General features: G+C 70.3%; 19 protein-coding genes. 11 read left to right on the top strand and 8 right to left on the bottom strand.

Translation table 11 applies throughout. The features are described 5' to 3' along the window. Positions 1–97: 97 nt before the first annotated feature. A complete protein-coding gene (locus ACFYWX_RS29670) occupies positions 98–886 on the top strand; it encodes a protein phosphatase 2C domain-containing protein (RefSeq protein WP_389427207.1) in 789 nt (262 codons plus the stop codon). Between the two features lie 43 nt (positions 887–929). Here ACFYWX_RS29670 and ACFYWX_RS29665 read toward each other — a convergent pair whose 3' ends face one another. From ACFYWX_RS29665 to ACFYWX_RS29655, 3 genes are all read right to left on the bottom strand, one after another. Beyond that, complete coding sequence (locus tag ACFYWX_RS29665; protein WP_389427205.1) at positions 930–1,361, bottom strand: MarR family winged helix-turn-helix transcriptional regulator; 432 nt, start codon at positions 1,359–1,361, stop codon at positions 930–932. A 222-nt stretch (positions 1,362–1,583) separates the two neighbouring features. Then, a complete protein-coding gene (gene lon, locus ACFYWX_RS29660) occupies positions 1,584–4,007 on the bottom strand; it encodes an endopeptidase La (RefSeq protein WP_389427203.1) in 2,424 nt (807 codons plus the stop codon). Between the two features lie 187 nt (positions 4,008–4,194). Continuing rightward, the gene (locus ACFYWX_RS29655) at positions 4,195–4,959 is read right to left on the bottom strand and encodes a rhomboid-like protein (RefSeq protein WP_389427201.1); all 765 of its coding nucleotides are present in this window, start codon (positions 4,957–4,959) and stop codon (positions 4,195–4,197) included. Positions 4,960–5,123: 164 nt separating this feature from the next. On the opposite strand from ACFYWX_RS29655, the gene ACFYWX_RS29650 reads away from it, so the two are divergent. The 5 genes from ACFYWX_RS29650 to ACFYWX_RS29630 all read left to right on the top strand — a co-directional run bounded on the left by ACFYWX_RS29650 (position 5,124) and on the right by ACFYWX_RS29630 (position 12,131). Then, positions 5,124–5,801, top strand: coding sequence for a spermidine synthase (locus ACFYWX_RS29650; RefSeq protein ID WP_389427199.1), 678 nt, complete (start codon positions 5,124–5,126; stop codon positions 5,799–5,801). Between the two features lie 123 nt (positions 5,802–5,924). Beyond that, positions 5,925–6,665 carry a response regulator transcription factor gene (locus ACFYWX_RS29645; protein ID WP_389427197.1) on the top strand — a complete coding sequence of 247 codons (741 nt, stop codon included), beginning with the start codon at positions 5,925–5,927 and terminating at the stop codon, positions 6,663–6,665. After that, positions 6,662–7,768, top strand: a complete 1,107-nt coding sequence (locus ACFYWX_RS29640) for an ATP-binding protein (protein WP_389427195.1) — start codon at positions 6,662–6,664, stop codon at positions 7,766–7,768. The genes ACFYWX_RS29645 and ACFYWX_RS29640 overlap by 4 nt, the downstream gene beginning before the upstream one ends. Positions 7,769–8,059: 291 nt before the next feature. Further along, positions 8,060–11,860 (top strand): multifunctional oxoglutarate decarboxylase/oxoglutarate dehydrogenase thiamine pyrophosphate-binding subunit/dihydrolipoyllysine-residue succinyltransferase subunit, encoded by a 3,801-nt coding sequence (locus ACFYWX_RS29635; protein ID WP_389427193.1) that lies wholly within the window; start codon positions 8,060–8,062, stop codon positions 11,858–11,860. A gap of 85 nt (positions 11,861–11,945) precedes the next feature. Then, a complete protein-coding gene (locus ACFYWX_RS29630; protein ID WP_053640526.1) occupies positions 11,946–12,131 on the top strand; it encodes a DUF6104 family protein in 186 nt (61 codons plus the stop codon). Between the two features lie 154 nt (positions 12,132–12,285). On the opposite strand, the gene ACFYWX_RS29625 is transcribed toward ACFYWX_RS29630, so the two are convergent. Further along, complete coding sequence (locus ACFYWX_RS29625) at positions 12,286–13,173, bottom strand: hypothetical protein (RefSeq protein ID WP_389427190.1); 888 nt, start codon at positions 13,171–13,173, stop codon at positions 12,286–12,288. Positions 13,174–13,309: 136 nt separating this feature from the next. On the opposite strand from ACFYWX_RS29625, the gene ACFYWX_RS29620 reads away from it, so the two are divergent. After that, the gene (locus tag ACFYWX_RS29620) at positions 13,310–14,377 is read left to right on the top strand and encodes a DUF4097 domain-containing protein (RefSeq protein WP_389427188.1); all 1,068 of its coding nucleotides are present in this window, start codon (positions 13,310–13,312) and stop codon (positions 14,375–14,377) included. Between the two features lies 1 nt (position 14,378). Beyond that, the gene (locus ACFYWX_RS29615; RefSeq protein WP_389427186.1) at positions 14,379–15,455 is read left to right on the top strand and encodes a helix-turn-helix transcriptional regulator; all 1,077 of its coding nucleotides are present in this window, start codon (positions 14,379–14,381) and stop codon (positions 15,453–15,455) included. 53 nt (positions 15,456–15,508) lie between these two features. Here ACFYWX_RS29615 and ACFYWX_RS29610 read toward each other — a convergent pair whose 3' ends face one another. The 4 genes from ACFYWX_RS29610 to ACFYWX_RS29595 form a co-directional block, all read right to left on the bottom strand. Further along, positions 15,509–16,072 carry a Clp protease N-terminal domain-containing protein gene (locus ACFYWX_RS29610; protein WP_389427184.1) on the bottom strand — a complete coding sequence of 188 codons (564 nt, stop codon included), beginning with the start codon at positions 16,070–16,072 and terminating at the stop codon, positions 15,509–15,511. After that, on the bottom strand, positions 16,072–16,281 hold the full coding sequence (locus ACFYWX_RS29605) for a helix-turn-helix domain-containing protein (protein WP_018571396.1): 210 nt from the start codon (positions 16,279–16,281) through the stop codon (positions 16,072–16,074). The genes ACFYWX_RS29610 and ACFYWX_RS29605 overlap by 1 nt, the downstream gene beginning before the upstream one ends. Positions 16,282–16,393: 112 nt before the next feature. After that, positions 16,394–17,362, bottom strand: coding sequence for a zinc-binding dehydrogenase (locus ACFYWX_RS29600; protein ID WP_389427182.1), 969 nt, complete (start codon positions 17,360–17,362; stop codon positions 16,394–16,396). Between the two features lie 225 nt (positions 17,363–17,587). Then, positions 17,588–18,811 carry an NADP-dependent malic enzyme gene (locus ACFYWX_RS29595; protein WP_389427180.1) on the bottom strand — a complete coding sequence of 408 codons (1,224 nt, stop codon included), beginning with the start codon at positions 18,809–18,811 and terminating at the stop codon, positions 17,588–17,590. 584 nt (positions 18,812–19,395) lie between these two features. Between ACFYWX_RS29595 and ACFYWX_RS29590 the strand changes: the two genes are divergently transcribed. Genes ACFYWX_RS29590 through ACFYWX_RS29580 form a run of 3 tightly spaced genes read left to right on the top strand, consistent with a single transcriptional unit; the run spans position 19,396 to position 22,118 of the window. Continuing rightward, entirely contained in the window at positions 19,396–20,361 is a 966-nt protein-coding gene (locus ACFYWX_RS29590) for an ABC transporter substrate-binding protein (protein ID WP_389427178.1), read from the top strand. Positions 20,362–20,394: 33 nt separating this feature from the next. Further along, complete coding sequence (locus tag ACFYWX_RS29585; RefSeq protein ID WP_389427176.1) at positions 20,395–21,321, top strand: amino acid ABC transporter permease; 927 nt, start codon at positions 20,395–20,397, stop codon at positions 21,319–21,321. After that, a complete protein-coding gene (locus ACFYWX_RS29580; RefSeq protein ID WP_389427174.1) occupies positions 21,318–22,118 on the top strand; it encodes an amino acid ABC transporter ATP-binding protein in 801 nt (266 codons plus the stop codon). The genes ACFYWX_RS29585 and ACFYWX_RS29580 overlap by 4 nt, the downstream gene beginning before the upstream one ends. The last annotated feature ends 163 nt before the right edge of the window (positions 22,119–22,281 follow it).

Below are 22,281 nucleotides of genomic sequence, written 5' to 3'. Positions count from 1 at the left end.
ACCTCAAACGGGGCGCCTGACCTGCGTCGGTGCATCGGTCCGGCGATGGATGCCAGCCTTTTGCGGGCCTTGTGGAGACCTCGTGCAGACTGGCCGGATGCGAACGGAACTTGTATCGGAGCCCGGCGACCGGGCGTACCCCAACGAGGACTTCGCGAGTGTCGGACTGCCCGCCTCCGGACAGGGCGGTTCGCTCGTCGTCCTGGACGGCGTGACACCACCACGAGGCAAAACGGGCTGTCTTCATTCGGTCCCCTGGTACACCGCGCGCCTCGGCGGGGCGTTGACCGAACTGACCGTTTCCCTCACGGATGTTCCCCTGGCCGACGCCCTGGCCCGCGCCATCGCACGTACCTCCGAAGCCCATGCCGAAACCTGTGACCTTTCTCACCCACGCACCCCTCAGGCCACGGTGGCCGTCGCCCGCTGGTCCCCGGACACGGTCGAGTACCTCGTCCTGTCCGACGCGGCCCTGCTGCTGGAGTCCCCCGACGGCGTGGTCACGCCGGTCCTCGACGACCGCCTGTCCCGGCTGCCCCGCTCGGCCCTGGCCTCGGACGCCGTGATCGACGCCACGCTCCGCAACAAGGAGGGCGGATTCTTCACGGCGGCCGCGGATCCCGCGGTGGCGGGCCGGGCGGTCACCGGCGCCCTGCCCCGCACCGAGGTCCGCGCCCTGGCCGGGCTGACGGACGGGGCGACGCGGTGGGTCGAGAAGTTCCGGGAGGGCGATTGGACGGACCTGTTCACCTTCGTGCGCAAGGAGGGCCCTCGCGCCCTGGTGGACCGGGTACGGGCCCTGGAGCGGGCCGACGGCGAGGAGCGCGTGTTCCTGGGCCGCAGCAAGACGCACGACGACGCGACCGCGGTGTACGTGGAGCTGTGAGCCTCGGGCCCGCCCGGCGAGGTACCCGGGCCCGCCCGGTGGGCTACCTCTCCATGCCGCGATTCAGCTGGTGCAGCAGCCGGGCCAGTTCCGCCACCTCGCCTCGGTCCCAGTGGGAGAGTTCGCTGACGTAGCGGGCGCGGCGGGCCTCGCGGACCTTGCCGACGCGGGAGCGGCCCTCCGGGGTGAGGTCGACCAGCCAGGCCCGCCCGTCGGCCGGGTCGGGCTCGCGGGCCACGAGGCCGAGCTCCTCCAGGGCGCGCAGCTGGCGGGACATGGTCGCCTTGCCGACGCCGATGTAGGCGGCGAGCTCCGTGGCGCGCTGGCGACCGCACTCCTCCAGCCGGACGAGCAGCCCGTACGCGGCGGACTCCAGGTCCGGGTGGACCTCGCGGGCCATCTCGCCCTGGTTGGCCCGGGCACGCCGCAGCAGGACGGTCAGCTCCCGCTCCAGGGACAGGAACTCCTGGTCCATTTTCGCGTCCTCGTGCACGTCAGCACCCCTGATCCGGTTTCCCGCTCGTCCCGAAGAATCCTGCCGCACCCAGGACCTGTCCTGGTGACCGCCGCAGCTCCGCAAGTATTTCGCAGGAATGGACCAATGACGGCCTCCGGGCCCCCTGCTGCCCGAGCGGGCAGGGCAAGGCCCGGGCCTCCCTCTCGGGGACCCGGGCCTTCCCTCATCCGGGAGCGTCCGTCACGCCGCCACCGGAACCTCCGGCGCCGCGCCGTTCGTGGCCGGTGCCAGCGCCAGCTCCAGGACCTGGCGGACGTCCGTGACAGTGTGGACGTCGAGCTTCTCCAGCACCTCCGCCGGGACGTCGTCCAGGTCGGGCTCGTTGCGCTTGGGGATGATCACGGTGGTGACCCCGGCCCGGTGCGCGGCGAGCAGCTTCTGCTTCACCCCGCCGATGGGCAGCACCCGGCCGGTCAGCGAGACCTCGCCGGTCATCGCCACGTCCGTGCGGACCAGGCGGCCGGAGAGCAGTGAGGCCAGCGCGGTCGTCATCGTGATACCGGCGCTCGGCCCGTCCTTCGGGACCGCGCCCGCCGGGAAGTGGATGTGCGCGCCCCGGTCCTTCAGGTCTGCGACCGGCAGCTCCAGTTCGGCGCCGTGCGAGCGCAGGAAGCTCAGCGCGATCTGCGCCGACTCCTTCATCACGTCGCCCAGCTGGCCCGTCAGCGTCAGTCCCGCCGCACCGGTCTCCGGGTCGGCCAGCGACGCCTCGACGTAGAGCACGTCACCGCCCGCGCCCGTGACCGCGAGGCCCGTCGCCACACCCGGCACCGACGTGCGCCGCTCGGCCGGGTCCTGGGCGGACTCCGGCACATGGTGCGGCCGGCCGATCAGGGCACGCAGGTCGCCTTCGCGGACCGTGAGCGGCAACTTCCGCTCGCCGAGTTCGTGCTGGGCCGCGACCTTGCGCAGCAGCCGCGCGACGGACCGCTCCAGGTTGCGCACACCCGCCTCGCGCGTGTACTCGCCGGCCAGCTTGCGCAGCGCGCCCTCGTCGAGAGTCACCTCGTCCTTGTCCAGACCGGCCCGCTCCAGCTGGCGCGGGAGCAGGTGGTCACGGGCGATGACGACCTTCTCGTCCTCGGTGTAGCCGTCGAGGCGGACCAGCTCCATACGGTCGAGCAGAGCCTCCGGGATGGCCTCCAGGACGTTGGCGGTGGCGAGGAAGACGACGTCGCTGAGGTCGAGCTCGACCTCCAGGTAGTGGTCGCGGAAGGTGTGGTTCTGCGCCGGGTCGAGGACCTCGAGGAGGGCCGCGGCGGGGTCGCCGCGGAAGTCGGAGCCGACCTTGTCGATCTCGTCGAGGAGCACGACCGGGTTCATGGACCCGGCCTCCTTGATGGCGCGCACGATCCGGCCGGGCAGCGCGCCGACGTACGTACGACGGTGGCCGCGGATCTCGGCCTCGTCGCGGACGCCGCCGAGGGCGACGCGGACGAACTTGCGGCCCATGGCGTGGGCGACGGACTCGCCGAGCGAGGTCTTGCCGACGCCGGGCGGGCCCACCAGGGCCAGCACGGCACCGCCGCGGCGCCCGCCGACGACGCCGAGGCCGCGGTCGTTGCGCCGCTTGCGCACCGCCAGGTACTCGGTGATCCGCTCCTTCACGTCCTCCAGGCCCGCGTGCTCGGCGTCGAGGATCGCCTTCGCGCCCTGGATGTCGTACGCGGAAGCACTGTCATCGGTCCGCTCGTTCCAGGGCAGCTCCAGGACGGTGTCGAGCCAGGTGCGGATCCAGGAGCCCTCCGGGGACTGGTCGCTGGACCGCTCCAGCTTGTCGACCTCCTTGAGGGCGGCCTCGCGGACGTTCTCGGGCAGGTCGGCGGCCTCGACGCGGGCGCGGTAGTCGTCGGACTCCTCGCCGTCACTCTCGCCGTTGAGCTCGCGCAGTTCCTTGCGCACGGCCTCCAGCTGGCGCCGCAGGAGGAACTCGCGCTGCTGCTTGTCGACGCCGTCCTGGACGTCCTTGGCAATGGTCTCGGCGACGTCCTGCTCGGCGAGGTGGTCGCGCAGCTGCTGGGTGGCGAGCTTGAGGCGGGCCACCGGGTCGGCGGTCTCGAGCAGTTCCACCTTCTGCTCGACGGTCAGGAAGGGCGAGTAACCGGAGTTGTCGGCGAGGGCGGAGACGCCGTCGATGGCCTGGACACGGTCCACGACCTGCCAGGCTCCGCGCTTGCGCAGCCAGGCGGTGGCCAGGGCCTTGTACTCCTTGACCAGTTCGGCGACGTGGCCCGGCAACGGCTCGGGCACGCTCTCGTCGATGCGGGTGCCCTCGACCCACAGCGCCGCGCCCGGCCCGGTCGTCCCGGCGCCGATCCGCACGCGGCCGCGGCCTCGGATCAGGGCACCCGGGTCACCGTCGGCCAGCCGTCCGACCTGCTCGACGGTGCCGAGGACGCCGGTGCTCGCGTAGGTCCCGTCGATGCGTGGAACCAGGAGGACCCTGGGCTTGCCGGGCTCCGAGCGGGCGGCGGCCTGGGCTGCCTCCACCGCGGCGCGCACATCGGCGTCGCTCAGATCCAGCGGAACCACCATCCCGGGCAGCACGACCTCGTCGTCGAGCGGCAGCACGGGCAAGGTGAGCGGTGTGGACGTCGAAGCCATGATCTCCCCTTCGGCAGTCAAGTTGAGTTATGCCGACTCAATGCTTGGCCCCGCTTGAATGTTCCCCAACCCTCGTTCGCTCTCAGCGATCACCGTGGGGCGAGCCGTTGACGGTGCCGTGCGGCCGGCCTGAGCCTGCCGGCGAGGGCGCCGCCGACCAGCGCGAAGTTCACTCGGCGGCCGGAGCTCACCCGAGGGCGCGGCCCCGCCGCCACCGCCGTACCAGCGGCCAGGTCGCGATGCCGATGCCCAGGGAGATGAGGTGGCCCCAGTTCGTCAGGGGGTCCGTGAAGGCGATCAGGTCCGAGACGAGCATCCAGCCGACGACCGCGAGCAGGGGCCACCGCAGCCAGGGCGTGAGGAGGCCGGCGAGGGCGCCGACGCTCGTGGCGACGCCGAAGCTGACCCCGTAGTCGAGGCGGTGCAGGGCGCTGTCGGGCAGGTGACCGGCGAGCACCGCGAGGCCCACCGGGACCTCGGTGGCGAGGGTGGCCAGCACGTGCCCCAGCAGGAAGACACCGGCCGTGCGCGCACCGCCGATCCGCCGCTCCAGGCCGGTCAGGACGAGCAGGAGCCCGATCGCGTACGGCGAGAGGAACCCGCCCGCGACCCACAGCGCGCTCCCCACCAGCACCAGCACCGGTGTGCGCACCAGGTGCGCCACATCCGTGCTGGACCCCTGGTACAGGGCGTGCACGAGCGCGGGGCCGGCATGTTCGGTGACAAGTGAGGTGACGACGAGGACGGCGACGTAGGCGAAGGTGAACGGGGTGCCGGTGGGGGTGGGGAACAGACGCCAGGGACGCGGGACACGGCGGACGCGGGGTGCCTCGGGCGCGGTGATGGTCGTGCCGTCCGCCGGTCCGCGCTGCCTGGGTATCCCGTCCAGCAGGGGCGCCGACGAGGTCGGTGCGTCGGCCCGTACCGTCCGTTCCCGCGCAGTCCGTTCCAAGGTGAGGCGCTCCTTCCGCTACGCCCCACCACCCTTCGCGGCGCACGGACCGCCTGTCTGTGACCGACGCCACCCCGACGCCGATTCACAGCGACTTCCCAGCTCGCGCTCACCAGCGTCTTAATTCCTCCAACGCTCCGTCACATCGGTGTCAGGATGAGCGCATGAGCACCGCTTACGACATTCCCGAAGTCCTGGACCGTCGTGAGGGCCCTTACGGCGAGGTCGTACTGCGCCGCCACGGCGAGCTGCTCCAGATCATCGCCAACGGCTGCTTCCTGATGGACACCTCCGACGGCCGCTCGGAGCGTTTGCTCGTCGACGCCACGCTGAACGCCCTGGACGGGCGGGCCGCACCGCACGTCCTGATCGGCGGCCTCGGCGTCGGCTTCTCCCTCGCCCACGCCGCCGCCGACCCCCGCTGGGGACGGATCACGGTCGTCGAGCGCGAGCCCGCCGTCGTCGACTGGCACCGCACGGGTCCCCTGTCGGAGCTGTCCCGCGACGCCCTCGCCGACCTACGCACGGAGATCGTGCAAGCGGACCTGCTCGATTTCGTCAATGAGACATCCGACACATACGACGCCCTGTGCCTGGACATCGACAACGGTCCCGACTGGACCGTCACCGACGGCAACCACGGGCTGTACGGTCCGGCCGGACTGGCAAGCTGCGCAAGGGTGTTGAGACCCGGCGGGGTGCTTGCGGTGTGGTCGGCGAGGCCATCGCCGGAATTCGAGGGAACCATGGGGAATGCCGGGTTCCAGCAGGTGCGTACCGAAGAGATCCCGGTTGCCCGAGGCGTTCCCGACGTCGTGCACGTTGCTGTAAGACCTGGATAGCAAAGGCGCGGTGCCTCCCCGTACGCTGCTCCCCTGACGCGGATCATTCAAGCGTCAATCGCAACCATGCGCAGACCGAGGAATCACCCCACTGGTTCCGGAAAGCACACTCAGGGGCGGGCGATGGAGCAGACACACACCTCCCACAGCGGCACGACGACGGCGACTCCGGGCGCCCAGCGGCGAGTCCTGGTGGTCGAGGACGACCCGACGATCGTCGACGCCATCGCAGCCCGCCTGCGCGCCGAGGGATTCCTCGTGCAAACAGCGGGCGACGGTCCGGCGGCCGTCGACACCGCAGAGGCCTGGCAGCCCGACCTGCTGATCCTCGACATCATGCTGCCCGGCTTCGACGGTCTGGAGGTCTGCCGTCGCGTGCAGGCCGCCCGCCCGGTGCCGGTGATGATGCTCACCGCGCGCGACGACGAGACCGACATGCTGGTCGGGCTCGGCGTCGGCGCCGACGACTACATGACCAAGCCCTTCTCCATGCGGGAGCTGGCCGCGCGCGTGCACGTCCTGCTGCGCCGCGTGGAGCGGGCCGCGCTCGCCGCGACGACCCCGCGCAGCGGGATCCTGCGGCTCGGCGAGCTGGAGATCGACCACGCGCAGCGCCGGGTGCGGGTGCGCTCGGAGGACGTGCACCTCACGCCCACCGAGTTCGACCTGCTGGTCTGCCTGGCCAACACCCCGCGCGCGGTGCTCTCCCGTGAGCAGCTCCTCGCGGAGGTGTGGGACTGGGCGGACGCCTCCGGCACCCGGACCGTGGACAGCCACATCAAGGCGCTGCGCCGGAAGATCGGCGCCGAGCGCATCCGTACGGTGCACGGCGTGGGCTACGCGCTGGAGACCCCGACTCCATGAGCGAAGGGCGGTCGGCCGCACGGAGGAGCCCCGGGGAGCCCTGGGGCGGCGTACGCCCGTTCTCGATCAAGACCAAGCTGGGCGCGCTCGTCGTCATCTCGGTGCTGATCACCACCGGTCTGTCGATGATCGCGGTGCACACCAAGACGGAACTCCGCTTCATCACGGTCTTCTCGATGATCGCCACACTGCTCATTACGCAGTTCGTGGCGCATTCGCTCACCGCTCCGCTGGACGAGATGAACACGGTGGCCCGGTCCATCTCGCACGGTGACTACACGCGCCGAGTGCAGGAGAACCGCTGGGACGAGCTGGGCGACCTGGCCCAGACGATCAACATGATGGCCGACGAACTGGAGGCCCAGGACCGCCAGCGCAAGGAACTCGTGGCCAACGTCTCGCACGAGCTGCGCACACCCATCGCGGGTCTGCGCGCCGTCCTCGAGAACGTCGTGGACGGCATCGCCGAGGCCGACCCCGAGACCATGCGCACGGCTCTGAAGCAGACCGAGCGGCTCGGGCGGCTGGTGGAGACGCTCCTTGACCTCTCCCGCCTCGACAACGGCGTCGTACCGCTGCGCAAGCGGCGTTTCGAGGTGTGGCCGTACCTCTCGGGCGTGCTGAAGGAGGCCAACATGGTCGCCTCCGCGCGCGCGACGATGGGCTCGGGCGGCAGTCACACCCGTACCGACGTCCATCTGCACCTGGACGTCTCCCCGCCGGAGCTGACCGCGCACGCCGACCCGGAGCGCATCCACCAGGTCGTCGCCAACCTGATCGACAACGCGGTCAAGCACAGCCCGCCGCACGGCCGCGTGACGGTCAAGGCGCGGCGCGGGCCGCTGCCGGAGTCGCTGGCCCTCGAGGTCCTGGACGAGGGCCCCGGTATCCCCAGGTCGGAGTGGCACCGCGTGTTCGAGCGGTTCAACCGGGGGGCGGTGCGCCGGCCGCACGGGCCGGGCAGCGACGGCGGTACGGGGCTCGGGCTGGCGATCGCCCGCTGGGCCGTGGATCTCCACGGGGGCCGGATCGGAGTGGCCGAATCCGAGCGGGGTTGCCGGATTCTTATCACTCTCCCGGGAGAGACTTCCGTGCCAAGTTGACGTAAAGTCCGAACCGGAGCCTCAAGATCCACCACTGTCCGCGCTGACGGACACGTGTGATCAGGCACAGGTCTGCGCGCTGCGCGCGCACGGCCCCCATCTCCGTACCCCTGTGCGGCACTTCTGTAGCGGAACCACGCTTGTTTCCCGCCATTTCCAGCCCCGAAACACACTTTCCGATGTGACTTACGCGACGATGAACGGGCCCGACCTGACCTTCACCGTCTTGGGGGCGTAGCCTTTATTCCCGCTGTCCATCACCTTGTGAAGCGGAAGAGGGCGGTTGCCGCCGTGTCGCCACAGTCCCCCAGTAACTCGAGCATCTCGACCGACGCCGACCAAGCGGGCAAGAACCCCGCTGCCGCGTTCGGTCCGAACGAGTGGCTCGTCGACGAGATCTATCAGCAGTACCTCCAGGACCCGAATTCGGTCGATCGCGCCTGGTGGGACTTCTTCGCCGATTACAAGCCGGGCGCCGCTGGCGCCCCGGCTCCGGCGGGTACTGCGGCCGCGGGGGCCGCAGAGACCACGGCTCCGGCGGCGCCCGCCGCCCCGGCCGCCGCGGCTCCTGCGCCCCCTGCCGCCGCGCCGGCCCCCGCGGCCCCGAAGCCCGCGGCCGCAGCTCCGGCTCCCGCGAAGGCCGCCGCCCCGGCTCCGGCCCCCGCGAAGCCCGCGGCCGCCAAGCCGAAGGCCGCGCCGGCCGCCGAGGCCGCAGCGCCTGCGGAGGGTCCCGAGTTCGTGACGCTGCGCGGCCCGTCCGCCGCGGTCGCGAAGAACATGAACGCCTCCCTGGAGCTGCCCACGGCCACGTCCGTGCGTGCGGTGCCGGTGAAGCTGCTCTTCGACAACCGCATCGTCATCAACAACCACCTCAAGCGCGCCCGGGGCGGGAAGATCTCCTTCACGCACCTGATCGGCTACGCGATGGTGCAGGCCATCAAGGCCATGCCGTCGATGAACCACGCGTTCGGCGAGAAGGACGGCAAGCCGACCCTCGTCAAGCCGCCGCACGTCAACCTCGGCCTCGCCATCGACCTGGTCAAGCCGAACGGCGACCGCCAGCTGGTCGTCGCGGCGATCAAGAAGGCCGAGACGCTGAACTTCTTCGAGTTCTGGCAGGCCTACGAGGACATCGTCCGTCGCGCCCGCGACAACAAGCTGACGATGGACGACTTCACGGGTGTCACGGTCTCCCTGACCAACCCCGGCGGCCTCGGCACGGTCCACTCGGTGCCGCGTCTGATGCCCGGCCAGTCGGTGATCATGGGCGTCGGCTCCATGGACTACCCGGCGGAGTTCCAGGGCACCTCCCAGGACACCCTGAACAAGCTCGGCATCTCCAAGGTCATGACGCTCACGTCGACCTACGACCACCGGGTGATCCAGGGCGCCGCCTCCGGCGAGTTCCTGCGCGCGGTCGCGAACCTCCTCCTCGGCGAGAGCGGCTTCTACGACGACGTCTTCGAGTCGCTGCGCATCCCCTATGAGCCGGTCCGCTGGCTCAAGGACATCGACGCCAGCCACGACGACGACGTCACCAAGGCCGCCCGCGTCTTCGAGCTGATCCACTCCTACCGGGTCCGCGGCCACGTCATGGCCGACACCGACCCGCTGGAGTACCAGCAGCGCAAGCACCCCGATCTCGACATCACCGAGCACGGCCTCACCCTGTGGGACCTGGAGCGCGAGTTCGCCGTCGGCGGCTTCGCCGGCAAGTCGATGATGAAGCTGCGCGACATCCTCGGCGTGCTGCGCGACTCGTACTGCCGCACCACCGGCATCGAGTTCATGCACATCCAGGACCCCAAGCAGCGCAAGTGGATCCAGGACCGCGTGGAGCGCCCGCACTCCAAGCCGGAGCGCGAGGAGCAGCTGCGCATCCTGCGCCGTCTGAACGCGGCGGAGGCCTTCGAGACCTTCCTGCAGACGAAGTACGTCGGCCAGAAGCGCTTCTCCCTGGAGGGCGGCGAGTCCGTCATCCCGCTGCTCGACGCGGTCCTCGACTCGGCCGCCGAGTCGCGCCTGGACGAGGTCGTCATCGGCATGGCCCACCGCGGCCGCCTGAACGTCCTGGCGAACATCGTCGGCAAGTCGTACGCGCAGATCTTCCGCGAGTTCGAGGGCAACCTCGACCCGAAGTCGATGCACGGCTCCGGCGACGTGAAGTACCACCTGGGCGCCGAGGGCACCTTCACGGGCCTCGACGGCGAGCAGATCAAGGTCAACCTGGTCGCGAACCCCTCGCACCTCGAAGCCGTCGACCCGATCCTGGAGGGCGTCGCCCGCGCCAAGCAGGACATCATCAACAAGGGCGGCACGGACTTCACGGTCCTGCCGATCGCGATCCACGGCGACGCGGCCTTCGCGGGCCAGGGCGTGGTGGCCGAGACCCTGAACATGTCGCAGCTGCGCGGCTACCGCACCGGCGGCACGGTCCACATCGTCATCAACAACCAGGTCGGCTTCACCGCCGCCCCGGAGTCCTCGCGTTCGTCGATGTACGCGACGGACGTGGCGAGGATGATCGAGGCCCCGATCTTCCACGTGAACGGCGACGACCCCGAGGCCGTCGTGCGCGTCGCACGCCTCGCCTTCGAGTTCCGTCAGGCGTTCAACAAGGACGTGGTGATCGACCTCATCTGCTACCGCCGCCGCGGTCACAACGAGTCGGACAACCCGGCCTTCACCCAGCCGCTGATGTACGACCTGATCGACAAGAAGCGCTCGGTGCGCAAGCTGTACACCGAGTCCCTGATCGGTCGCGGCGACATCACCCTGGAAGAGGCCGAGCAGGCTCTGCAGGACTACCAGGGCCAGCTGGAGAAGGTCTTCACCGAGGTCCGCGAGGCCACCTCGCAGCCCGCCTCCGGCGACACCCTCGACGGCCAGGACACCTTCCCGGTCGCGGTGAACACCGCGGTCTCCGACGAGGTCGTCAAGCGCATCGCCGAGTCCCAGGTCAACGTCCCCGACCACATCACCGCGCACCCGCGTCTGCTGCCGCAGCTGCAGCGCCGTGCGGCGATGGTCGAGGACGGCACGATCGACTGGGGCATGGGCGAGACCCTCGCCGTCGGTTCACTGCTCCTTGAGGGCGTGCCGGTCCGCCTGGCGGGCCAGGACTCCCAGCGCGGCACCTTCGGCCAGCGCCACGCGGTCATCATCGACCGGGCGACCGGCGAGGAGTTCACGCCGCTGAACTACCTCTCCGAGGAGCAGTCGCGGCTGAACGTGTACAACTCCCTCCTCTCCGAGTACGCGGCGATGGGCTTCGAGTACGGCTACTCGCTGGCCCGCCCCGACGCGCTCGTGATGTGGGAGGCGCAGTTCGGCGACTTCGTCAACGGCGCGCAGACGGTCGTGGACGAGTTCATCTCGTCGGCGGAGCAGAAGTGGGGCCAGACGTCCGGCGTCACCCTGCTGCTCCCGCACGGCTACGAGGGCCAGGGCCCGGACCACTCGTCCGCCCGCCCGGAGCGCTTCCTGCAGATCTGCGCCCAGAACAACATGACGGTCGCCATGCCGACCCTGCCGTCGAACTACTTCCACCTCCTGCGGTGGCAGGTGCACAACCCGCACCACAAGCCGCTGGTCGTCTTCACCCCGAAGTCGATGCTGCGCCTCAAGGCGGCGGCCTCGAAGGCGGACGAGTTCACCACGGGCCAGTTCCGCCCGGTCATCGGCGACGCGTCGGTCGACCCGGCCGCCGTCCGCAAGGTCGTCTTCTGCGCGGGCAAGGTCTACTACGACCTGGAGGCCGAGCGTCAGAAGCGCGGTGTCACGGACACGGCGATCATCCGCGTCGAGCGCCTGTACCCGCTGCCGGGTGCCGAGCTCCAGGCGGAGGTCAACAAGTACCCGAACGCCGAGAAGTACCTGTGGGCCCAGGAGGAGCCGGCGAACCAGGGTGCCTGGCCGTTCATCGCGCTGAACCTGATCGACCACCTGGACCTGGCGGTCGGCGCCGACGTGCCCCACGGCGAGCGTCTGCGGCGCATCTCGCGCCCGCACGGCTCGTCCCCGGCGGTCGGCTCCGCCAAGCGCCACCAGGCCGAGCAGGAGCAGCTGGTGCGCGAGGTGTTCGAGGCGTAACCGCCCTCGCAGGCCGTACGTGACCGGGCCGCACCCCTCTTCCGGGGGTGCGGCCCGGCCGTTTCGGCGCACTTATCCTTGAGCCATGTACTTCACGGACCGTGGCATCGAAGAGCTGGAGAAGCGGCGCGGCGAGGAGGAGGTCACCTTCGAGTGGCTCGCCGAGCAGCTGCGGACGTTCGTCGACCTGAACCCGGACTTCGAGGTACCGGTGGAGCGGCTGGCGACGTGGCTGGCCCGGCTGGACGACGAGGACGACGACGACGAGTAGGTTCGTCGGGTGGATTTCCTGGGGGCGCCTTTGCGGCGCCCCTTTTTGGTGTCGTTTCTGGGGTCGTTTGCGGCGGTGTTTCGGGGGTCGTTTGCGGCGGTGTTTCGGGGGTCGTTTGCGGTGGTGTTTTTGGTGTCGTTTTCTCCGGCGGCCGTCAGTCGGGCGGGTGGCTGAGGTCGTACGCCAGGGCGAGCGCGCCGTGCGCCAGGAGGAGCGCTCCAGCGGCCGCCCAGCCGCCTCTGCGGCACCGTAGGCCCGAGAGCGCGAGGGACAGGCCCGCGGCGATCTGAGCGAGGGCCAGGGCGCGGGAACGGTGCGTCGGGGACCAGGGGAGCCAGGGGTTCGGGGGGCTGCTGGTGAGGGTGCGGGGCGCTGCCGTGAGGGTGCGGGGCGCTGGAGGGGCCGTGGGTGCCGGTGGCTCCGGCTCCGTACGTCGCACCGGCCAGTCGATCTCCCGGGCGCCCGACTGCGCACGGGCCGCCTCGCACAGGCGGCTCGCGGGGGCGCCGGGGGTGAGGGCGGCCGGGAGGGAGACGCCCGCGCGCGTGAGGACCGCGAGGAGGGCACGCAGGCGGGCGGGGGCGTCGGCGCCGGAGTCCGGTTCCGTGAGCGGCGCGAGGGACTGCACGTCCAGGACGGGGTCCAGGCCCAGACAGGTGGCCAGGGTGCGCATGGCCTCGTCCTCGCCCGCGGGGGTGCCGCTGGCGAGCCAGACGTAGGCGACGGTGCGGCGGAAGCCGGAGGCGAGGGTGCAGCCGGCGCGGTCGGCGTCCCACCAGAGCGCCAGTGCGGGCGAGGAGGCGCCGACGGCCAGGGCGGTGGCCCAGCCGGTGAGGACGCGGTCGACCGGGTCGCCGCCGTACTGCCACGGGGTGCCCTCGGGGACGAGGACGCTCCAGCCCTCACCGGCGCTCGTCAGCAGCAGGGGCTCGCGCAGGAGGCGGGCGGCGGGGGCGACGGAGTCGGGGGCCGCCCGGCAGAGCAGCAGGGCACCGGAGGTGGCGCCCGCCCGGGAGCGGGCGGGCAGGTCTTCCGTCGGCATGCTCACACGCTAGGACAATTCGTCATCCTTGGGGCTCGTCGATCACCAGAACGGGTGTCTTGACTTTCACCAACCGCGATATATCGTGTTTCACGTAAGACGCGATATGGCGTGTCGTGTCGGGGAGGTCGTCAGCATGTCCGAGTGGTCCGTGTCAGAGCCGGGGAAGCTCACCTTCGACGAGCCGGTGAGCGAGCTCCAGGTGCGCATCGTCCATGGAACGGTGAACGTCGTGGGGACCGACGAGGGTTCCGCCCGTCTGGAGGTCTCCGAGATCGACGGCCCGCCCCTGGTGGTCACCCAGCAGGGCGGCACCCTCACGGTGGCGTACGAGGACCTGCCCTGGAAGGGCTTCCTCAAGTGGCTCGACCGCAAGGGGTGGCGCCGCAGTGCCGTGGTCTCCCTGGCCGTTCCGGCACTGACGCGCGTGGAGGTGGGCGTGGTGAGTGCCGCGGCCGTGGTCTCCGGGATCGAGGGGCGCGCCGAGGTCAAGGGGGTCTTTGGGGACACCACGCTCGTGAGCCTAGCGGGGCCGGTGCGCGCGGACACCGTCTCGGGGAACGTGGAGGCCCAGGCCCTCTCCGGCGACCTGCGCTTCAACTCCGTCTCCGGGGACCTGACGGTGGTAGACGGCGCGGGCTCCTCCGTGAAGGCCGACTCGGTGAGCGGTTCGATGATCGTCGACCTGGACCCGACGGCCCGGCCCACCCATGTCAGCCTCACCAGCGTGTCGGGCGAGATCGCCATCCGGCTCCCCCACCCGGCGGACGCGGAGGTGGAGGCGAACACGGCCAGCGGCGCGGTCTCCAACGCCTTCGAGGATCTGCGGGTCAGCGGCCAGTGGGGCGCCAAGCGGATCACCGGGCGCCTGGGCGCGGGCAACGGCCGGTTGAAGGCGACGACGGTGTCCGGGTCGATCGCGCTGCTGCGGCGGCCGCAGGAGGACGAGGAGGGCGACGGCGCCTGGGAGGCCGAGCCCGACCCTCCCTTCGACGACCGGGTGAGCCCGGCCGACCGTCCGAGGACTCCCGGCGACGACTCGGCGACCCCGTCGGCAGCTTCCGCTTCCGACCCGGCAGACCCGACGGACCCGGCGGACGGAGCACGAGCCGCCTCAGGGGACAATTCCGGTTCCGGCCCGGGCGGGGACGCGACCGCGACCGACGCTCCGGCCGACGGCACGACCGACAAGAAGGTGCTCTGACATGCCTCCCGTCTTCGCCCACGGCCGCCTCCGCCTCTACCTGCTGAAGCTGCTCGACGAGGCCCCGCGTCACGGCTACGAGGTGATCCGCCTCCTGGAGGAACGCTTCCAGGGGCTCTACGCCCCGTCGGCAGGCACGGTCTACCCGCGCCTGGCCAAGCTGGAGGCCGAGGGGCTGGTCACGCACACCACCGAGGGTGGGCGCAAGGTGTACGCCATCACGGACGCGGGCCGCGCCGAACTGGCCGACCGCAGCGGTGAGCTGGCCGACCTGGAGCTGGAGATCCGGGAGTCGGTGGCGGAGCTGGCCGCCGAGATCCGGGCCGACGTCCGGGGCGCGGCGGGCGACCTGCGGCGCGAGATGCGGGCGGCGGCCTCCGAGGCACGCCGGGGCACGACCACCGGCGCGGGCGAGAACGGCCCCTTCGGGGAGTTCGGCGACCACGGTCAACATGGCGAGTACGGCGACAAGGAGGCGTGGCGCGCCGCGAAGGAGGAGATGCGCCGCGTCAAGCAGGAGTGGAAGGAACAGGCGAGGCGGGCCAAGGACGAGAGCCGCCGGGCCCGTGACGAGGCCCAGCGGGCCCGGCGCCAGGCCAAGGAGGCCCAGGACCGGGCCCGGGCCCAGACGCAGGAGGAGGTGCAGCGCATCGCCCGGCGGGTGCAGGAGCAGGTGCAGGACCACTTCACGCGGGGTGACTGGCCCACGGGGCTGCGGGAGGGGCTGACCGAGTTGGCGAAGGAGTTCGGCGACTTCGGCAAGGACTTCGGGAAGGAGTTCGGCAAGGACTTCGGATTCGGCCGGCCGGGCCCCGGCGGCAGGGCGGCGACCACCCAGCCGGAGTACGGGCAGACCCCGGAGGACTTCCCCGCCGACTACGAGCCCGCCTGGGCTCACGAGGACCCCACCGGCGATCCCTCCCGCGACCTGGACCGCCTCCTCGACCGCTTCCGCGACGACATCCGCGACGCGGCCCGCGACCACGGTGTCACCCCCGACCAGCTCCGCGACGCCCGCCGCCATCTGTCCACGGCGGCGGCGCACATCGGGGTGATACTGCGCGCTCCTAAGGGCTGAACACCCAAGGAGAGTGCCGAGTGCCGACCGCCGGGAGAGCGTACGGGTGGGCCTCAGCCCGCCTGTGCCTCTCCCCCGCCGTACAGCACCCGCGTCACCGACTCGTACGTCACGCCGTGGTCGGCGAGGACCTCGGCTGGGACGCCGGGCAGGCTGGTCAGGGAGAGGAGGATGTGTTCGTCGCCGACATGGCGGTCACGGCGGGCCACGGCGGCTCGCAGGGACCTTTCGAGGACGTCCTTGGCACCTCGGCTGAAGCTGCGACGGCCCGACCACCAGCCTTTGTCCCCGCGGTCACCGGACATCGCTCCGACGCCGTGCACTTCCTCGACCCGGGAGACGATCTCGGAGACGTCGATCCCCAGCCCGGCGAGGGCGTCGGCCTCCGCCCGGGTCAGGCCCGCACGTCGGCGCGCCGCGTCCAGGGCCCGTCGCACCGACTCCCCGCGCTCGGCGAGCCCCAGCGCGGCCAATGCGAAGGAGGCACGGCTGGCCTCGCGGTCGAGCAGTGCGAGGAGGATGTGCTCGGCGTCGACGCATTGCGAGCCGGAGCGTTCGCCGTGGGCCGCGGCGCCCCGCACCACTTCGCGGGCGTCCTTCGTGAACCGTTCGAACATCACTGCCTCCCGTACTTCTTGTGCACGGCCTGCCTGCTGACGCCGAGTTCGGCGGCGATCTCCTGCCACGACCAGCCCTGATTGCGCGCACTGCGCACCTGCACCGCCTCCAACTGCTCCAGCAGCCTGCGCAGCGCGGCGACGGCGCGCAGTCCGACCCGCGGATCGCGGTCACCCGCGCGCTCGGCGAGATCCGTTGCTTCGGTCATGACGTCAACTTACGTTGACAGGCGAATGATGTCAACCACAGTTGACACAGCGGGCACACGAAAGGCGGGCCCGGCGATCCGGACCCGCCTACGCGGCGCGCGAGGCGGAACCTCAGGCGCTGTTGGTAAGGACGATCTTGCCGAACTGATCACCCGAGGCAAGGCGTTCGAAGCCGTCGCGGGCCCGGTCCAGCGGGAGCACCTCGTCGATGACGGGGCGTACGCCGGTGGCGGCGCAGAAGGCGAGGAGGTCCTCCAGTTCGTCCTTGGTGCCCATGGTGGAGCCGACGACCTTGAGCTCGAGGAAGAAGATACGGGTCAGCTCGGCGTGCGAGGGCCGGTCGCCACTCGTCGCACCGGAGATGACGAGCGTGCCGCCGGGCCGCAGGGACTTGATCGAGTGCGACCAGGTGGCGGCGCCGACGGTCTCGATGACGGCGTCGACACGCTGAGGCAGCCGCGCCCCCGACTCGACCGCCTCGACGGCACCCAGCTCCAGGGCCCGCTTCCGCTTGGCCTCGTCCCGGCTGGTGGCGAAGACGCGCAGCCCGGCGGCCTTGCCGAGGACGATCGCGGCCGTGGCGACACCGCCGCCGGCGCCCTGGACGAGCACGGAGTCACCGGGTCGCACGCCGGCATTGGTGAAGAGCATGCGGTAGGCGGTCAGCCAGGCGGTGGGCAGACAGGCCGCCTCCTCGAAGGAGAGCTCCTTGGGCTTGGGCAGGACGTTCCAGGTCGGTACGGCGACCTGTTCGGCGAAGGTCCCCTGGTAGCGCTCGGTGAGGATGGAGCGGGGTTCGTGGGGGCCGACCCCGTGTCCGGTCTGGCCGATGACGGAGTGCAGGACGACCTCGTTGCCGTCCTCGTCGACGCCGGCGGCGTCGCAGCCGAGGATCATCGGCAGCTTGTCCTCAGCGAGGCCCACGCCGCGCAGGGACCAGAGGTCGTGGTGGTTGAGGGAAGCGGCCCTGACGTTGACCGTGCTCCAGCCGGGACGGGCCTCGGGGGCCGGGCGCTCCCCCAACTCCAGGCCGGAAAGCGGCTGGTCGCGGTCGATTCGGGCGGCGTAGACGGCGAACATGATGCCGACGATAGGGTCCCGACGGTGCCGACGAAACCGCGGGACCGTGTGAGACATCCCCTCTTGCGGAAGCCCGGCACGAGCTGCGGCGGGGCGGGCTCCTCCAGCCGCGCGCCCGCACCCGACGAGCCCTCACCCCCCCCACCTCCCACCCCGACAGGCGGGCGGGAGGGCAAAGGAAATGGCCCCGCCCAAACAGACGAGGCCATTCAGCGCGAGCTCAGCTCAGCGACGCGCAACCCCCTCCGCCCGAGCCGCCGCAGCCACCGCCGCGGTAACGGCAGGGGCGACCCGCTCGTCGAAGGGCGAGGGAATCACGTAGTCGGCGGCGAGATCGTCACCGACGACCGCCGCCAGCGCCTCAGCCGCCGCGATCTTCATGCCCTCGGTGATCCGGGAGGCCCGCACCTGCAGCGCCCCGGCGAAGATGCCCGGGAACGCCAGCACGTTGTTGATCTGGTTCGGGAAGTCGGACCGCCCGGTCGCCACGACCGCCGCGTACTTGTGCGCGACGTCCGGATGCACCTCGGGGTTCGGGTTGGCCATCGCGAACACGAACGCACCCTCGGCCATCGAGGCCACGGCCTCCTCCGGCACCGTACCGCCGGAGACTCCGATGAAGACGTCCGCGCCGGCCAGGGCCGCCTCCAGCGAACCGGAGATCCCCGCCTTGTTGGTGAACTCGGCGAGCTCCGCCTTCACCGACGTGAGGTCGTCCCGCTCACGGGAGACGACACCCTTGCGGTCCGCGACCGCCACGTCTCCGATGCCCGCCTCGACCAGCATCTTCGCGATGGCGACACCCGCCGCCCCCGCACCCGAGATGACGGCCCGCAGATCCCCGATCGTCCGCCCGCTCAGCCGCGCGGCGTTCCGCAGCGCCGCCAGCGTCACGACCGCCGTACCGTGCTGGTCGTCGTGGAAGACGGGAATGTCCAGCCGCTCCTGGAGCTTGCGCTCGACCTCGAAGCACCGCGGCGCCGAGATGTCCTCCAGGTTCACGCCGCCGAACGAGGGAGCCAGCCGCACCACGGTCTCGACGATCTCGTCGACCTCCGTGCAGGCCAGCGCGATCGGCACCGCGTCCACGCCGCCGAACTGCTTGAAGAGGATCGCCTTCCCCTCCATCACCGGGAGGGATGCCTCGGGGCCGATGTCCCCGAGCCCCAGGACGGCCGTACCGTCGGTCACCACGGCGACCACGGACGACTTCCACGTGTAGTCGTGGACGAGCTCCGGCTGCTCCGCGATCGCGGTGCACACGCGCGCGACGCCGGGGGTGTACGCGAGGGACAGGTCGTCCTTGTCGCGGACCGGGACGGTGGCCTGCACGGCCATCTTGCCGCCGCGGTGCAGCGCGAACGCCGGATCGAAGGAGTCGAGGGGCTCCGCACCGCCCTCCTGGTCCGTTTTGTTCTTGCCGCGAGGATTGACGATCTCCGCTGCCACTTTGTCTTACCCCTTAGATGTTCATGGTTTGAGGGTGGCCACTCCCTGGTGAGGGGTGGGCGGGCACCACGTACGGCCCTGTCAGTGATACGGGCACATACGCGACGGGCGCGCCGCACACGCGCCCTGGGCCCCGGATGAGGGGTGTAAAGAACCTTCTTACCCGACGGACCACGGTCAGGACGAGTCCATAACGTGAAGGTCACACACCATGGGAGCACTCATGGCTGATTATGGCGACAAGTTCTGGACAACCTCTTGACAAGGGCTCAAGTGGACACACGTCAGACACCTGGGCCGCGTGCATCGCGAGAAAAGCCGCAGATCTTCCGGCCGGAAGGGTGCCTTCCCAATAGAAGGTCCGGCCGTGATGTACCGGGCTGGTGCGGTTCGGGGGTCTCCCGTTATCCGATTTTGACATGGCCAGTCGTCTGAACGGTTCAGTCCGAATGGCAAGATGCCGTAATCACACAAGGTCGCTACACACGAAGACGTGTGCTCTCGTCGACCTCAGGCTCCTGCCGAACCCGTCGGCAGGCGCCCGCCCCATCGGCAACTCCATCCATCCGCCGGAGGAACCCACCATGACCGCAAGCTCCACCCGTCGTACGACCGCCGCGAGCTCCCGGACAGCCGCGGTCGGTGCGATCGCGGTCGCTGGCGCGCTGCTCCTCACCGCCTGCGGTGACCAGACAGACAAGAGCAGCAGTGAGAGCACGTCGGAGTCGTCCGCGTCCGCCGCGCCGCTCGCCGACAAGCTTCCCGCGGACATCAAGAAGGTCGGTGTCATCAAGGTCGGCTCCGACATCGCCTACCCGCCGGTCGAGTACATGGAGGGCGGCAAGGCCGTCGGTATCGACCCGGACGTCGCGGATGCCCTCGGCAAGCAGCTGGGCGTGAAGTTCGACTTCCAGAACGGCAAGTTCGCCCAGCTCATCGTGGGTCTGCAGTCCAACCGGTTCAACGTGATCATGTCGGCGATGAACGACACGAAGGACCGCCAGAACGGCATCGACTCGGACACGGGCAAGAAGGTCGGCAACGGCATCGACTTCGTCGACTACTTCACCGCCGGCACCTCGATCCTGGTCCAGAAGGGCAACCCCAAGGGCATCAAGACCCTGGACGACCTGTGTGGCCAGGTCGTGGCACTGCAGCAGGGCACGACATCCGAGGGCATCGCCAAGGAACAGAGCAAGAAGTGCACCAAGGCTGGCAAGAAGGCCATCAAGCTGCAGACCTTCGACACCGACCCCGAGGCGCTGCTCCGCCTGAAGCAGGGTGCCTCTGTCGCCGACCTGAACGACTTCCCGGTGGCCGCGTACAACGCGAAGATCTCGGGCGGCGGCAAGGACTTCGAGGTGGTCGGCGAGCAGATCGAGGCGGGCCCGTACGGCATCGGCGTCAGCAAGGAGAACGCCCAGCTGCGGGACGCCCTCAAGGCGGCCATGGACGCGATCATCGAGAACGGCGAGTACAAGAAGATCCTCGAGAAGTGGAACGTCACGGACGGCGCGGTGACCGAGGCCAAGATCAACGGCGGCTCCTGACCCTGCCTGACGCAACATTGAAGGGCAGTCACTGTGACTGACACTGTCGACAAGGTTCCGGCGTCGGTGCCGCCGGAGCAGATCAAGGCCATCCCGGTGCGCCACTACGGCCGCTGGGTGGCCGGCGCCGTGGTCATCGCGGTCCTGGTGCTCATCGGAATCGCCTTCTCCAACGCGAAGATCAACTACGACATCATCCCGGACTACCTGACGGACGACCTGATCCTGGACGGTGTCTGGCACACGCTGTACATCTCCGTGCTGGCCATGGTCCTCGGGCTCGCCCTGGGCGTGATCCTCGCGGTGATGCGGATGTCGTCGAACCCGGTCACCAGCACGGTGGCCTGGCTCTACATCTGGTTCTTCCGCGGCACCCCGGTGCTGGTGCAGCTGCTCCTCTGGTACAACATCGCCCTCGTGTTCCCCATACTCAACCTGGGGTTCTACAAGGACGAGATGAACCAGGTGATGACGCCGTTCCTGGCGGCCCTGCTCGGACTCGGCCTCAACGAGGCCGCGTACATGTCCGAGATCGTCCGGGCCGGCATCCAGTCGGTCGACGAGGGGCAGACGGAGGCCTCGCACGCGCTGGGCATGACCCAGGGCAAGACGCTGCGGCGCGTGGTCCTCCCGCAGGCCATGCGCGTGATCGTGCCGCCGACCGGCAACGAGTTCATCAACATGCTGAAGACCTCGTCGCTCGCCTACGCGGTGCAGTTCAACGAACTCATCAAGCGGGCCCAGGACGTCTCCAGCACCTCGCTGGCGGTCGTCGAGATGTACTTCGTCGCGTCGATCTGGTACTTGATCCTCACCAGCGTCTTCAGCGTCGGCCAGTACTACCTGGAGCGCCGCTACGCCCGCGGTTCCTCGCGCAACCTGCCGCCGACGCCGCTGCAGCGCATGAAGAAGAACCTCCGTCTGTTCGGTTCGTTCCGCCGGCCGGAGGTGACGCGATGAGCAGTATCAGCAAGGAGTTCGCCATGGGCACGAGCGGCCATCCGATGGTCAAGGCCGAGGGCGTGCACAAGTCCTTCGGGCTCGCGCACATTCTCAAGGGCATCGACCTGGAGGTGAACCCGCGCGAGGTGTTCTGCCTGATCGGCCCGTCCGGCTCCGGCAAGTCCACCTTCCTGCGGTGCATCAACCACCTGGAGAAGATCAGCGCCGGCCGGCTGTACGTCGACGGCAGCCTGGTCGGCTACCGGCAGAGCGGCGACAAGCTCTACGAGCTGAAGGAAAGGGAAGTGGCCGCGCAGCGGCGGGACATCGGCATGGTGTTTCAGCGCTTCAACCTCTTCCCGCACATGACGGCGCTGGAGAACGTCACCGAGGCCCCGATCCAGGTGAAGGGCGAAACCAAGGCCGTCGCCCGGGAGCGCGCCCAGCGGCTCATGGACCGGGTCGGCCTCGGCGACCGCAAGGGCCACTACCCGGCCCAGCTCTCCGGCGGCCAGCAGCAGCGCGTCGCCATCGCCCGTGCACTGGCGATGGAGCCCAAACTGATGCTGTTCGACGAGCCCACGTCGGCCCTTGACCCGGAGCTCGTCGGCGAGGTCCTCGACGTCATGCGCGACCTCGCCGAGGACGGCATGACGATGATCGTCGTCACGCACGAGATGGGCTTCGCCCGCGAGGTCGGCGACTCCCTGGTCTTCATGGACGACGGGGTGGTGGTCGAATCCGGCCACCCCCGTGACGTGCTGATGAACCCGCAGCACGATCGCACCAAGTCGTTCCTGTCGAAGGTGCTGTAACCGCAATACCCACGCAGGAGGGGGGGGGGGGGGGGGGGGGGGGGGGGGGGGGGGCGGGGGGGGGGGGGGGGCCGCGCCCCCCCCCCCCCCCCCGGGCGGGGCGCCCCCCCCCCCCCCCCCGCCGGGCGCGGGGCGGGGCGGGCCGCGGCGGGAGGGCGCGGGG

Source organism: Streptomyces sp. NPDC002888, from assembly GCF_042888465.1.
Lineage (GTDB): Bacteria > Actinomycetota > Actinomycetes > Streptomycetales > Streptomycetaceae > Streptomyces.
The sequence above is the reverse complement of the archived record's forward strand: the minus strand, read 5'-3'. Positions and strand labels throughout refer to the sequence as shown.

Excerpts from the sequence above, each read along its gene's own strand:
- ACFYWX_RS29605 (WP_018571396.1), bottom strand. The coding sequence starts at position 16,281 with ATGACCGAAGCAACGGATCTCGCCGAGCGCGCGGGTGACCGCGATCCG.
- ACFYWX_RS29620 (WP_389427188.1), top strand. The coding sequence starts at position 13,310 with ATGTCCGAGTGGTCCGTGTCAGAGCCGGGGAAGCTCACCTTCGACGAG.
- ACFYWX_RS29625 (WP_389427190.1), bottom strand. The coding sequence starts at position 13,173 with ATGCCGACGGAAGACCTGCCCGCCCGCTCCCGGGCGGGCGCCACCTCC.
- ACFYWX_RS29590 (WP_389427178.1), top strand. The coding sequence starts at position 19,396 with ATGACCGCAAGCTCCACCCGTCGTACGACCGCCGCGAGCTCCCGGACA.
- ACFYWX_RS29610 (WP_389427184.1), bottom strand. The coding sequence starts at position 16,072 with ATGTTCGAACGGTTCACGAAGGACGCCCGCGAAGTGGTGCGGGGCGCC.
- ACFYWX_RS29640 (WP_389427195.1), top strand. The coding sequence starts at position 6,662 with ATGAGCGAAGGGCGGTCGGCCGCACGGAGGAGCCCCGGGGAGCCCTGG.
- ACFYWX_RS29615 (WP_389427186.1), top strand. The coding sequence starts at position 14,379 with ATGCCTCCCGTCTTCGCCCACGGCCGCCTCCGCCTCTACCTGCTGAAG.
- ACFYWX_RS29580 (WP_389427174.1), top strand. The coding sequence starts at position 21,318 with ATGAGCAGTATCAGCAAGGAGTTCGCCATGGGCACGAGCGGCCATCCG.
- ACFYWX_RS29665 (WP_389427205.1), bottom strand. The coding sequence starts at position 1,361 with ATGGACCAGGAGTTCCTGTCCCTGGAGCGGGAGCTGACCGTCCTGCTG.
- ACFYWX_RS29630 (WP_053640526.1), top strand. The coding sequence starts at position 11,946 with ATGTACTTCACGGACCGTGGCATCGAAGAGCTGGAGAAGCGGCGCGGC.
- ACFYWX_RS29670 (WP_389427207.1), top strand. The coding sequence starts at position 98 with ATGCGAACGGAACTTGTATCGGAGCCCGGCGACCGGGCGTACCCCAAC.
- ACFYWX_RS29650 (WP_389427199.1), top strand. The coding sequence starts at position 5,124 with ATGAGCACCGCTTACGACATTCCCGAAGTCCTGGACCGTCGTGAGGGC.
- ACFYWX_RS29600 (WP_389427182.1), bottom strand. The coding sequence starts at position 17,362 with ATGTTCGCCGTCTACGCCGCCCGAATCGACCGCGACCAGCCGCTTTCC.
- lon (WP_389427203.1), bottom strand. The coding sequence starts at position 4,007 with ATGGCTTCGACGTCCACACCGCTCACCTTGCCCGTGCTGCCGCTCGAC.
- ACFYWX_RS29645 (WP_389427197.1), top strand. The coding sequence starts at position 5,925 with ATGGAGCAGACACACACCTCCCACAGCGGCACGACGACGGCGACTCCG.